This window comes from Bacteroidia bacterium (assembly GCA_026932145.1).
GTDB lineage: Bacteria > Bacteroidota > Bacteroidia > J057 > JAIXKT01 > JAIXKT01.
Window position 1 is genome coordinate 1 of record JAIXKT010000003.1, and the last position, 13,221, is coordinate 13,221.

9 protein-coding genes are annotated in these 13,221 nt (G+C 37.5%); 4 read left to right on the plus strand and 5 right to left on the minus strand.

Annotated features, from left to right (window positions below; all coding sequences use genetic code 11):
* Positions 1-863: 863 nt before the first annotated feature.
* Positions 864-3,233: a fibronectin type III domain-containing protein gene (locus LC115_00885; protein MCZ2355235.1), complete on the plus strand. Its 2,370-nt coding sequence runs from the start codon at positions 864-866 to the stop codon at positions 3,231-3,233.
* A 143-nt stretch (positions 3,234-3,376) separates the two neighbouring features.
* Here the strand turns inward: LC115_00885 and LC115_00890 are convergent, their stop codons facing one another.
* Together LC115_00890 and LC115_00895 are read right to left on the minus strand one after the other, a co-directional pair.
* Positions 3,377-4,117 carry a sulfite exporter TauE/SafE family protein gene (locus tag LC115_00890; GenBank protein MCZ2355236.1) on the minus strand — a complete coding sequence of 247 codons (741 nt, stop codon included), beginning with the start codon at positions 4,115-4,117 and terminating at the stop codon, positions 3,377-3,379.
* Positions 4,114-6,621, minus strand: coding sequence for a SpoIIE family protein phosphatase (locus LC115_00895; GenBank protein ID MCZ2355237.1), 2,508 nt, complete (start codon positions 6,619-6,621; stop codon positions 4,114-4,116). Before LC115_00895 ends, LC115_00890 begins: the two co-directional genes overlap by 4 nt.
* A 169-nt stretch (positions 6,622-6,790) precedes the next feature.
* On the opposite strand from LC115_00895, the gene LC115_00900 reads away from it, so the two are divergent.
* Positions 6,791-7,852 carry a class I fructose-bisphosphate aldolase gene (locus LC115_00900; protein MCZ2355238.1) on the plus strand — a complete coding sequence of 354 codons (1,062 nt, stop codon included), beginning with the start codon at positions 6,791-6,793 and terminating at the stop codon, positions 7,850-7,852.
* A 56-nt stretch (positions 7,853-7,908) separates the two neighbouring features.
* On the opposite strand, the gene LC115_00905 is transcribed toward LC115_00900, so the two are convergent.
* On the minus strand, positions 7,909-9,396 hold the full coding sequence (locus LC115_00905) for a hypothetical protein (GenBank protein ID MCZ2355239.1): 1,488 nt from the start codon (positions 9,394-9,396) through the stop codon (positions 7,909-7,911).
* The gene (locus LC115_00910) at positions 9,393-11,297 is read right to left on the minus strand and encodes a hypothetical protein (protein ID MCZ2355240.1); all 1,905 of its coding nucleotides are present in this window, start codon (positions 11,295-11,297) and stop codon (positions 9,393-9,395) included. Before LC115_00910 ends, LC115_00905 begins: the two co-directional genes overlap by 4 nt.
* A 117-nt stretch (positions 11,298-11,414) precedes the next feature.
* On the opposite strand from LC115_00910, the gene LC115_00915 reads away from it, so the two are divergent.
* Complete coding sequence (locus LC115_00915; protein MCZ2355241.1) at positions 11,415-12,047, plus strand: hypothetical protein; 633 nt, start codon at positions 11,415-11,417, stop codon at positions 12,045-12,047.
* A gap of 4 nt (positions 12,048-12,051) precedes the next feature.
* Positions 12,052-12,477 carry an acyl-CoA thioesterase gene (locus LC115_00920; GenBank protein MCZ2355242.1) on the plus strand — a complete coding sequence of 142 codons (426 nt, stop codon included), beginning with the start codon at positions 12,052-12,054 and terminating at the stop codon, positions 12,475-12,477.
* 136 nt (positions 12,478-12,613) lie between these two features.
* Here LC115_00920 and LC115_00925 read toward each other — a convergent pair.
* Positions 12,614-13,221 (minus strand): T9SS type A sorting domain-containing protein (locus tag LC115_00925; protein MCZ2355243.1); only part of this gene is annotated, 608 nt, incomplete at its 5' end.

The window sequence follows — 13,221 nt, forward strand, 5'->3', positions numbered from 1 at the left end:
TATATGAATATAGATACATTTTGGTCTAATTAAAATATCATTATCGTATTAGTTATAGTAGGCATTATACTATCAAGGCATCAAATTTATTCAACAAAAAACATACCAAGCCGATATGATTGTTGAGGAAGTATTGTGTTATCGAAAACAGCAAAAGCGATTGGGAACAAGAAAATTATTGCACGAGATACAATCTTTTTTACAGGTACATCATTTTCAAATAGGCAGAGATGCTATGTTTAGAATGCATAATGTAACGAAATCCGCTATAACAGTTACATACATTACAACGAATTATTACGCTATTTGACCGGATTATTCTTAGCGAGATGCTCCTCAGCAGAGCTTTTTTTCAATTCATCCCTGTAAAATAACTGTAAATGGTATTCAGGATTAAAAAATGTGTACCCTTGTATCAGGATTATTAGCCCAAAAGTGTAACCTTTTTTAGGAGTGGACATAGCGCAGTTCTTCGATTGAACTTTTGTGCTAAATATCCGCCAATACGCGGTTGCGTTGAACAACATTACGCTTGCGGCGTAGTTTTGCTCTTCGATTGAAGTTCCGCGCAGAATGTCCACACCTTTAGTAATACCCGTTTCGTTTTTAGAATTTTTCCTATCTACAATTATAGCATTGCTATTTTCCTAAAATTTTTTATCTACTATTCAAAATTAGCCTAACTATTTTCTAAATTATTATTTCATTGAAAATAAGCTAAATATAGTTTGTATAAAAGTCTGAAGGGAACTCTTTTTTATATTTTGGGTTTTAAGAGAATAATATACTTAATCACTTCACTTTATTTTATATCAAAAAAAATACTATTTTTGCGCAGAACAAAGTATTTTATAATTCAGATTATGAAACTCTCAAAGTACATTTCTTTTTTTATTGCCTTTTTGCTCGTGTCGGGTTCGACCGGAGTTTTGGCACAGACTACGTTTAGTTTCGGCAAGCAGCCGGATAACACAACTGCTACAACGGGTAATACCGGTTTAGCTGATGTTTTTGTTGGTGGCGGTGGCGGTTCTTGGACACTTAAAAGTCCCGGAAATACCTCTTTAGGGCACTATACGGAATTACGTGGAATCCCGGGTGTAAATTCAACCATCAATAGTATCACCGGAACATACGTTAATAGCCCGGGGACTTTATTCACATTAGAGTATGATGTTTTATTTAACAATGGAACCGGAGATTGGTACACCTTTATCGGAACCGGTACTTCATTCTTACCGGGCTATAATGGCCCATTTAGCGGATCAGAAACATTTGCAGGCATTCGATATAGTTCTGTTGAAGGGGTCATAACCGTTAGCCTTCGTTCTGCTCAAAGTTGGAAATCTTCCGGAATTACGATGAGCCCAAATACGCCTTACCGAATAACCTTTGTTTGCAATAATAGTGAAGGTACCTACCCTTACAATGGTGGCGGTAGTTCTGTTGGAGCAGGCCGTTATGATATTTGGGTTAATGGCGTTTTGGTAGATAATGAGGTGGTTCGTACACATCCTGCCTTTGCCGGAAAAGATATTTCAACGTTTAAAGTATATGGAAATAACTCAGGAGCTAAGGATTATGCTATTGTTTTAGATAATATTCGTGAATACAATACTGCAGTAATGCCTCTACAGTGCCCTAAACCTATATCCTTAACTGCTAATAGCATAGCCCAGACTTCGGCTGTTTTATCTTGGGCACACCACAATATGAGTCAACCGACCTATGTAGTGCCGGATAGCCAAGTGATTCGCTGGCGTAAAGTTGGTGGAGGTGCATGGAATAGCCAAAATATAGCTGGAAACGCATCTAATTTTAATGCTACCGGCCTTCAGATGAGCACTCAGTATGAGTGGAATATTACCACTTACAAAGGAGAGGAGTATTATTCAAATGCTTCAACGTTCACAACTGCAAGTTGTAGTGTAAATATTTTCCCTTGGGTACATGATTTTTCTTCCAATAATTCTTGCTGGGCTACAAATGATGTTGTTGGTACCTCCACTAATTGGACATTTAATGCATCTTTAATTAGCCCTACCTTAGCACCCACTTATGGCAATACAATAGCACGTTTTAATTCCCGTGGAACAACTAGCGGAGATGCAGAAATGTTAATTTCTCCAGTTTTAGACTTTTCTAGTTTAACTAACCCCGTTCTTGAATTTAGCTACAGCCAAGATGCCGGATTCCCGACACGCAATGAGGATTTATTCGTTGTAGTATCTGTCAATAATGGCCCATTTTCCGATACCGTTCGCGCCGTAACTCGTGTAAAAGCCGGATCTGCAGTTTGGTCTTTAAATGGTGCTGGCTTAGATGATTATGCCGGAGTTTCTAATGTTAGACTTGGATTTTTAGCCGTAAGCAAAAATGGTAGCAACTTAGGCTTAGATATGGTTAGAGTTTTTAACGCTTCCTGCCCTGTTCCTAATCATTTAGTAGCAAGTTCTATAGGATCTGATACAGCCGTTTTAAGTTGGACAACAGTTATTCCCTCAGATACTTTTGCTGTAATGTATCGTGAAGTTGGTACCAATCCTTGGACAATCCGTTTAATGTATAATCCCAGCAATAGCCTTAATGTTTCTCATACCATTGCTGACCTTCAGCCGGGGATAACTTATCAATGGAGAGTACGCACCTCTTGTGATGACGTTATGTATAACTACACTAACGCTGAGTTCTTTACAACTAATGCCGGTTGTCGTATGCCCTATTCTCTGAATAACACAGGGATCACCCAAACTGGCGCAACTCTCAACTGGAATCATCCGGGAGCAGATACTTTCTATATTGCCTACCGTATGGTAGGGAATCCCACATGGAGCTATGCTTATTCTGCCACCAATAGTTACAGCTTAGGCGGCCTATCAATAGCTACTTCTTATCAATGGAGAGTACGTGCAAAATGTAGCGGTTATCCCCTAACAAACTTTGCATCTGCAATTATATTTACAACTAATAGCCCAAAAACATTGAATATTCCTGCCGCTACAGTGTATCCTAACCCAACATCTAACGCCGTTGTCTTGAATTTCCAAGCTTCTTCTGAAAACTATACTATTCAGGTACGCGATAATTTAGGTAGAACTGTTCGTACATTGAATGGGCAAGCTAACCTCGGAAATAATACCGTTGAAATGAATTTGGAACAACCTGCCGGTATATATTTCATTGAAATTCAGGCTGGTAGCACTCCTCAAAATATAAAAGTTGTAGTTCAATAATTATTAGAACTTCTAATCAAAAAGGCACCTTCAAAAGAGGTGCTTTTTTGATTTAGGCAGAAAGTTAATCTGATCTCTTTTACTCGATATATCAATTTCCCTTGACTTAAATGATTTTGAGAGAAGTAGCTTTTGCTACTCTTTTATCGAATTAAAAACATAATTCCGGCAAAAAGCAATAACAAATATATTACACGCCGAAAAGATTTCTCTGATATTTTATGAAACAAGTAGCTTCCGGCTAAAACACTGCATAATAATGCAGGTAATAGACTTAGAGATGTTTTCAAAGTACTCATATTCAGGTCATTAAAATAAGTTAATCGAAAAACCATTAAGGAATTAAGAATGACCCAAAGCGCAGCTAAAGTTGCCCGAAATTGTTTTTTATTAAAATTTGTTTGACTAACAACAAAAACTACCATTGGGCCTCCGGTAGAAAACAATCCATGAACGATACCACCTAATATTAGCCAAAAATAACGAATACTTTTTGTAAGTGAATTATTTTCAATGCTTTGCATCAATGAACGAAGGCTTAAAGCAATGATTAATAGACCAAATATTTTTTTTAGTATTGCTGAGGGTAATGCAGAACTTAGATAGCTTCCTCCTAAAAAGCCCAAAAATAACAGCGGTATTAGCTGGATAAATAAATAGCGTAGTGCCACGTCTTTATAGTTCTGTAGCAAAATCAAAATACTGAGCCCCATATTTAGCGGAACAAGCCAAGCTAAGGCAAGATTAATATCTGAAGTTACTAATAATGCTATGACTAATGCAATTAAAACGCTCCCAAATCCGGCAACTGCTTCAACAAAATTACCTATAAAGACGGCTAAAAATAGCAGCCACCACAATTCTGACCCCAACTCAAAACTCATTCTGGTATTACTTTTTTAATAACTGCTAAAGTAATATCATCCTGCTGTATCGTATTCTCCATCCACGTTTGGGCATATCTTTGTAGCCCATAAAGAATTGTTTCGCTATTTTTGGTTGATAAATAAGAACAATAATTTATTATATCTTCATAATCAGGTTGTTCCTTATTTTCATTGAACATTTCTATAAGTCCGTCAGAAAGTATTATCAGAATGTCATTGGTTTCAAAGGGTATCTTGGCAACTTGGAAGTCTTCTGGAAAATTTGTACCCAAAAACATTCCTTTTTGGATGATTTGTGTCCACTTATTATTTTTAGCTTGAAAGTGAAGGATTGAGGGCATTCCGGCTGTTGCTATTTCAAAAGAATCTTTTTCTATCCGAATTAAGTGCATTCCCATAAAGATAGAGCGGATGTTTAGGCTTCTGATACCGGCTGAAATAGTAGCCAAGGCATCTGTTAATGAAATATTGGCTGGTAAAGACTGGAAATAGCTTTTGGCTGTTGCGACTATGATTCCGGCACGGTAGCCGTGCCCGGTTGCATCTCCAATGGCTACTAACAATTTTTCCTCGTTAAATTGCTTATAGTCAAAATAATCTCCCCCTACTTCTGTAGCAGGGGTCATGTTATAGGCAACGTCAAAATACTTAGAATCAGGTGTTTTTTCAGGGAGCATTGCCATTTGAACTTTTTGAGCATCCAAAAGTTCAGTGGTTTTTCTCAAATTATCATTTTCTAATAAAGAATTGACGCGGGTAATTTCTTCATAAGCGGACTCTAACTTTTGGAGCATTTTTTCTCGTTGTTTTTTTTCTTCTTGCAGAAACTGTTTCTGTGCCATAATTTCAGCGAAAGCCTCTGCATTACCCAAGGCAGTAACGATATAGAGCGATAGGTTTTTTAATATATTGAGATGAAACTCAGTATAAGCATATAATAAATCAGACTGAACACTCAGGAATCCAATGGGTTCGGTTCCGGCAAGTAGCGGAATACACAGCAGGGAGTTAAATAAGTCTCCTTGCTTATAGGATTCCTTATTGGATATGTATTGGTGAATTTCTTGCGAAACGTTTCCCATCAAGAAATCACGTTTTTGTTTATAGCAAATGACACTCAGTCGGTTATCTTGGTCTAAGGTAATTGGGGAAATTTGCATTCTTTGACCATTCATAACACAAAAGGGTATTTGAAGCTGCCTGTGGTTCTGTTCAATCAGGCCAATGGTAAATTCTTGTGCCGGAATCATTTTATTAACATGCTGATAAACAGATATTAATATTGGTTCTATGGAGCGTTGGCTGATTAACTGGCGGCCAATATTGCTCAAAACAGTTACTGTTTCTAAGGCATTAGCCAATTGGTCTCTTTGGGTTTCTGTTTCATGCTTTTTTTGCTCTAATTCATTTTTAGCAAAGATAATTTCCTGGTTTTTTTTAAGTAGTTCTGCTTTATTTTTACTGACATACCGGTTTCGGTAGATAAGCCCTATCAGAAATACAATTCCGATAACGATTGATGAGATCAAATAAGAACGGGTAGCCATTCCTTTATGCAGGGCTAATTCCTGCTCTACTAATTGCAGCCGTTGGATATTTTTTTCGGCCAATAAAATATCATATTGTTTATTGAGCAACGAAGAATCATTATCATAAGTTTTTAGGATAATCTTAGCAATATTGCTCCCTAAGTATTTAGTTATAATACTATTTAAAGTATTTGTATATGAAGAATCTGCTATAAATTCATTTAGCGGGATTTTCCAATCGCTACTTTTGGGCAAAGCAAAAGCATAACCCTCTCTTTTTAGCATAAAGAAATCTTGCCGGTTCAGGATTTTCCCCTCACGGATAAGATTTAGATAACGAGAAAACTCCATATAGCAAAATCCATCAGGGTTATTCAGAATCTCTCGAGTAAGGGATTTGATATTTTCACAATCTTTATACTGAACTGCAAGTGCATAGTTAGCGGTTAAGTTTCTGATGCCTTCTTCAAGGGTTGTTCCCTTTATAAGTAGAGCTATTTTTCCGCTTAATAGGTTTAATAAAGTAGTTTGAGAATTTGCGATGGGAATATTTCTACCTGTTACCAGAAAATCCACATCAGGCATATATGGGATTGTGAAATCCACCTGTTTCTTTCGTTCTTCTGTGATAGAAAGTGAGCCAATTGCGATAGTATTGGGATGTTCATTCTTTAAAGAAGGAAGTATCTGGGAAAAATTGGGTTGATAGATTTGATTGATTGTCAGATAAACTCCATATTTTTTGATGCAGAATTTCTGAAATTCTTGCAGAATTTCTTGGTCTATGCCTATCCAAGTACTATTGAAATGCTGCCTATATGTGTATGGATAATAATCTGAATGAATTAGGTTGATACTTCCTTTTTTCTGCGCTAAAGCATTAGCCCAAGTTAGCTCATTTTGGCCTAAAGACTTAAAGTTTAGGAATAAACTAAGCCCTAAAATAACTCCCCTTACCCAATGGCTAAACATCACACCACAAAGGTAAAAATAGCTTATATTAATGCAACTATATTCTGATACTTATGTGTTAAAGTTCATTTGTAAACCATCAAAATTGCATTCATTATAGCTAAGTTTAATGAAAATTAATCTAAAAAAATATCGTAACTTTGCGCCTGTTTTGAAAAATTATTAAACTATGTCATTAAATCGAATTGTAGAGCTACTTGGAGATTCTCAGGCGAAGTATTTATTGGATTATCAGACAAAAGCCATAGATAAATCTTTGATTCATCTACCGGGTTCAGATTTTGTAGATAGAATTTGGAAGGATTCTGACAGGAATAATCCTACGCTACGGAATTTACAGTCTTTATACAATTACGGGCGTTTAGCCGGAACAGGGTATTTATCAATTTTACCCGTAGATCAGGGAATAGAGCACTCGGCTGGAGCATCATTTGCACCGAATCCGGCCTATTTTGACCCTGAAAATATTGTTAAATTAGCCATAGAATCCGGTTGTAATGCAGTGGCCTCTACTTTTGGCGTTTTGGCACAGGTCTCCCGAAAATATGCCCATAAGATTCCTTTTATTGTAAAAATAAATCATAATGAGCTACTTACATATCCCAATAAGTTTGACCAGATTATGTTTGGCTCTGTTCAAGACGCATGGAATATGGGAGCCGCTGCCGTTGGAGCTACTATTTACTTTGGCTCGGACGAATCTACTCGGCAAATCCAAGAAGTAGCTGCTGCTTTTGAGGAAGCACATAGCTTAGGGTTAGCTACTATTTTATGGTGCTATACCCGAAACAATGCCTTCAAAACACCCGAAAAAGATTATCATGTTTCAGCTGACCTTACCGGCCAAGCCAACCACATTGGTGTAACAATTAAAGCTGACATCATCAAACAAAAATTACCCGAAAACAACGGCGGCTTTAATGCACTTAAATTCGGCAAAACACATAAAAAGGTTTATGATACCTTAACAACAGACCACCCCATTGACTTATGTCGCTATCAAGTTGCAAACTGCTATATGGGCAGAGCCGGCTTAATCAACTCCGGTGGTGCAGCTTCGGGAGCGTCAGATTTGGCAGAAGCCGTAACTACTGCTATCGTAAACAAACGTGCCGGAGGAATGGGACTGATACTGGGCAGAAAAGCCTTTCAAAAACCATTAAAAGAAGGAATAGAAATCGTTAATGCCGTTCAAGATGTGTATCTAAACACAGCAGTTACTATCGCTTAATAATAATCCAGAAAAATCAGCAGCGTAGTTGGGGCAAACCTAACTACGCTGTTTTTTTAATACTGTAAATATACAAAAGGCAGGCTCTCAGCCATTTTTACTTGATAAACACAAAAAACCGTAATCACAAAAATTAACGGATACAGATACCACGGCAGGTTTTCAAAGCCCTGAAATAACTTCTGCTTCCAAATAGTTGGAGTACTGTGGAGAATAATCCCCAATAAACAGGCCCAAATAACTGCTTGATACTGAAAAACCCAAGATTGAAGTAACTCAAAATGAAACTGATACATCAAAGAGTTAAAGAAAGTAACACTTGTTTCAAGGTTTTGGCAGCGGAATAAAATAAAGCTAAGCACTAAAAAACAGTAGAGTAATATTTGGCTTAGTGAACGATTCAGCCATTTTGGTAGGTATGAAAATATTTTTTTTCGATATTTTTGGGTTGAAACTTCGTACACTAATCCTATTCCGTGCAAGAAGCCCCACAGGAGGTATGTCCACCTTGAACCGTGCCAGATTCCGGAAGCCGTAAATGTAATAAGGGAAGCTAAGCCTACTGCCCAAATTCTTGGCCATTTACGCCAACTGAATACAAGGGGCTGAAAAACATAATCACTAAACCAAGAAGACATCGAAATGTGCCATCTTCGCCAAAACTCACTCAAAGACGTTGCTTTATAGGGTTCGTTAAAGTTATCCGGCAGTTTTATACCTAATAGCAACCCTACCGCCAGCATTATATCTGTATAGCCAGAAAAATCAGCATATAATTGAATGCCATACATACCGGCTGCAATTAAACATTCTAAACCAGAAAATTGGCCAGGGCTATCAAAAACCCTATCTACAAAATTACTCCCCAAATAATCTGCTACCGCAACCTTTTTAACTAATCCAGAAATTACCAACCAAATAATCTGCGCGTGTTGGGTATGATTCAGCTCTAATGGCTTTTTAAAGTAAATAAGCGTTTCCCTCGCTTTTGAAATAGGTCCGGCATATAGCGTAGGAAAAAAACTAACAAATGCTAAATAATGCCAATAATTCGTTTCAGGTTCTTCTATTACCTCTTGATAGCAATCTAAAATATAGGAAAGAGAGCGAAATGTGTAAAAAGATATTCCTAACGGAACAATCCAGCTTAATAAATCTTCCGAAAAAACAATATTAAACGGTGATAAAGATTCGGCTATGAAGCGGCTATACTTAAAATAGACTAACAACCCTAAGTTTACCGATAAAGACAGTAATAATAATGCTGTCTTTTGCCAATTACGGGTTGTGTCAAATAGTGCTCTCCCAATAAAGTAATCTAAGGTTGCTGTAACCACCAATAATAAAGCCCAAATGCCGCACACTTTGGCAGATAGCAGTAAGCTAAGTAAGGATACCCACGCGCTATGTGCGCTGCGTAAGCGAGATAGCAACAGAGAGCCTGTAAAAGCTACTGATACAAAAACTAAGTAACCAGCACCCGTAATGTCCAGAGGCTTCCCGAATGCCCAAAGCCACTCAAACCAGCTCTGCCAGTCTATCATTTATTTGTCTTCGACTTGCTGCTTATCCAAGCATTTAGTAAATTGGTCTGCTCTTTGTTGGGATTATCAATACGAACAATTTGGTATTGTTTGGGTAAAGACTTTCCGGTAAACTTAATCACAAAACTCTTAACTTGGTTTTCGCTGAATACTTTGACCGAAATCTCGTCCCCTACTTTTAATTTATTAATAAAAATATCCGGTTGAAGAGTGCTTAAATTTTGCCCTTCAATGTCTATGATTATATCTTTATCTGCTAAGCCGGCTATAAAAGCGTCAGAACCAAGTTTAACGGTATTTAGCAACCAGCCTCGCGGTGAAACTTCAACTCTTTCTAAGCCTAAACGTTTAGCTCCCGCTTCTGTATCAGATTCAGTCTTCATTTTAAGGCCGAAGGGTAATAAAAATTTATCGTAGTCAATTTTTAAAGTACCATGAACATAATTTGCAAAAAAAGCAGCATAAGAAGTACCCGTTATTTTTTCACAAACTTTTTGAACTCCATCTTCCGGAACGCCCAGGTTTTTTTCATAATAATCTTGGTATAACGTTTTAAAAACGTCATCTAAGCCTTTTTTTCCTGCCGTTTGTGCTTGAATAGATAAATCTAATAAAAGCCCAACTCGATGACCCAGTGTATAAAAAGATGTTTTATACTGCGGGTTTCCGAAAGCAGAAGCAGCTAACCACGTATCAAAAGAAGACATTGCCGGAGAAACTACATCTTGTGAAGGGCTGTTTTCCAACCAGTTAATATCGCCACACACGGCATCTAAATACTGGTCTAAGGTATAAAATCCGGATCTCAGTAGAGCAAGTTCTGTATAATATTCGGTTACTCCTTCGGTAAACCAGTGGAGTGTGGTATAGGCTTCTTGTTGGTATTGGTACGGCCACATTGCTGCCGGGCGGATTCGCTTTACGTTCCATAAGTGCCAAAACTCATGGCTCGTGATTCCGTAAATATCCCGTAAAGCCGCGCCGCTCGCCGCCGACTCTTCCGGCACAGCAAACATAGCGCAATATTTATGCTCCACCGCATGACGAATCCGCCAAGGTAATAATTGATAAATAAAATGATATTCCTTTAACGGTAGCCCACCAAAAATAGCCGCCTGTTCTTGGATAATTCTGGTAAAATCCCGCGTAATAATCTCATTATCACTATCTTTTAGACCATGTTTTCCTTGAAAATGCACCCAAAATGTAGTCTGCTGAACCTGAAACTTAACTTGCTTCAGGGTTGGAGAAAGAACCGTTGGAGCATCTATAAAATCATGATAATCAGATGCTAACAAAATATTACGCTTATCGGTTTTGGTAAGTGCAGATGCTATCTTCCAATCTTCGGGTAACCGTTTGATTTCAAGAGAACACGGGACTTCATAACGATTTTCTACATACATAAAAATATTACTTCCGTTAAAGTATGCCTGAAAAGCCCCTACATACGAAGAACCCGCATCAATGGTATTTGCATAATAGCGATATTGAATAGTGATAAAATCTCCCTTTTTAGGATTTTGTACACTCCAAGTATCTTTATCTGTTTTTTGGTAAGGCAGCGGATTTCCGGCCTCGTCAAATGCAAACACATGTGAAATACTGGCTGCATAATTTTGCAACATATAACGGCCTGGCCTCCAAGCCGGAATTTTAAAATTAGTTACTGCACCGAGTTCTTTGTTTGCCTTCAAAGAAATATAGTATGTATGCTCATTAGGAGAACCCCAATCCAAAGTATAATAATAGGACGACTGCGCCATAGTAGAAAAATAGCTAAAATAAGCAATTAGTGCACAAAATAATTTAAAAGATAGAAACTCAATACCGTTATAGCGGTTCTTTTTTGTGTTCAACAAATCTTTAATCCATTTAAAACGAAATGATAGTTTATTCAAAGCTAACTTCGTTGTAGTTATATCACTATTCATTAACAAATTGTTTGCAAAAATGCAAAAAAATGAATCATTGTGAGATATTATCTTTTTTAATACCTTGCAGACGAGAAAGAGTATATGCAGCGAGCTGTATTTATAGTATTTTGGATTATCAGCAGCTATCAAGCGTTTGCCCAAACGGGCTTAGGGTTTCGGTTTGCTTCAAATTTTAATCATTTTTATCAGGCAGAAAAATATCCCTTAGTTGATAATCGTTTTTCTAATATTTGTGTAGGGCCTTATTTTCAGTGGTATAATCGTTTTGGTGGGCTGCAATTGGGTTTAAATTGGTGCTACAAGGGTTTACGCGGGCAGGCTAATTTACCCCTTGTAGCACAAGACTTTTCAAAGTATCAAAATACAGCACTTACCAGCTTAGAAATTGATTTTAAGTTTGGCCCTCGTTTGTGGCGAATGTTTTATCCCAGAACCGGCTACACTGCCGGCTGGAGATTAAAACAAGATGGCTTTTGGGATGATGACCCCAAAGGTCTCAAATTAGCAACTTTTTATGCCAACCTCCCCTTAGGATTTTCTATTGACCTGCCCACCGGATTTGGCACTACCGGATTTGGTGTGTTTTATAACTTCGGCCTCACCAACGTCATCAAAAACCCAAATCCACAAAATAACCAAACCTATGACGGAAGTAAATTAAGAAATATCACCTTTGAAATTACTGTCCTTTTTGGAATAGGAGAACAAGAATAAATCTATGCTGAAAACATTTACCCAAATCCGCGTACGATATGCCGAAACAGACCAAATGGGAGTCGTTTATTATGGGAACTACGCCATTTATTTAGAAGTCGCCAGAACAGAATGGGTGCGTAATCTCGGGCTAACTTACAGAGAATTAGAAGATAACTACGTAACAATACTTCCTGTAGTTTCGTTACAAATAGATTACAAAAAATCTGCTACCTATGATGACCTATTAACCATTGAAACCACTATTGCAGAACTACCTTCGGTAAAACTGATTTTTGACCACAAAATTTACCGTGAAAGTACCTTATTAGCAACAGCAAAGGTGGTTCTTGTATTTGTAAACAAGGAAAGTAAACGCCCCTGCAAAGCACCGGATATTTTCATCCGTAAATTAGCCGCTATTTTAGAAAATAGTAACGAACCAAAGTAAGCAGAATTATTAAGAAATTCCTGCAAAAAAATGAATTTGGAAGAGTATTTTCATACTTCTTGAATTACAATTTAAGAGAAAACTCCGACTGATACCCAGCCGGAGTTTTCTCTTAAATACAGATTAGGCAGATTACTTACTTAATTACCCTAAATTTAATCATTTGAGTTTTTCCGTTTTGCTGTAATTTAACTTCATAGAGACCACTGGCAAACGGCTCTAAATTAACTACAAGACTATTTTTACCAGCAGTTCCATTAACAGTTTGATGATAAACTAATTGTCCAGATAGATTGTATATTGTCAATAAACCGTGTCCGGATTCCGGCTGATTCCAGATGATATTTAGTTGTTCGTTTGCAGGATTTGGATAAACAGAGAAATTACTAATTTCATTGTGCCCCCACAGTGCAGTAGCTTGCAACACCACAATTACCTTAGTAGTGGTATCTGAACAGCCATTATTAGTAGCAATGAGTGTAACGGTATAATTGCCTTCTGCGGTATAAACGGTTTGTGGGTTTGTATTGGTAGAGCTATTACCGTTTCCGAATGCCCATGAATAACTATTTCCTGTTCCGGAAGATGTATTGGTAAAATTAACCGTTCCATTTGGTAAGTAGAATGTATCGGCTACGGTTGTAAAAGAAGCGGAAGGGGCTGAATTTACCGTAACAGCTTTGGTTGCAGTAGTAGACGTACAAGAGTTTGCAATAGCTACTACGGTGTAAGTGCCTGCATTTG

What these genes read in the sequence shown, in the direction of transcription:
- LC115_00905 (MCZ2355239.1), bottom strand. Translation starts at nt 9,396, where the DNA reads ATGATAGACTGGCAGAGCTGGTTTGAGTGGCTTTGGGCATTCGGGAAG.
- LC115_00890 (MCZ2355236.1), bottom strand. Translation starts at nt 4,117, where the DNA reads ATGAGTTTTGAGTTGGGGTCAGAATTGTGGTGGCTGCTATTTTTAGCC.
- LC115_00900 (MCZ2355238.1), top strand. Translation starts at nt 6,791, where the DNA reads ATGTCATTAAATCGAATTGTAGAGCTACTTGGAGATTCTCAGGCGAAG.
- LC115_00895 (MCZ2355237.1), bottom strand. Translation starts at nt 6,621, where the DNA reads ATGTTTAGCCATTGGGTAAGGGGAGTTATTTTAGGGCTTAGTTTATTC.
- LC115_00915 (MCZ2355241.1), top strand. Translation starts at nt 11,415, where the DNA reads ATGCAGCGAGCTGTATTTATAGTATTTTGGATTATCAGCAGCTATCAA.
- LC115_00920 (MCZ2355242.1), top strand. Translation starts at nt 12,052, where the DNA reads ATGCTGAAAACATTTACCCAAATCCGCGTACGATATGCCGAAACAGAC.
- LC115_00885 (MCZ2355235.1), top strand. Translation starts at nt 864, where the DNA reads ATGAAACTCTCAAAGTACATTTCTTTTTTTATTGCCTTTTTGCTCGTG.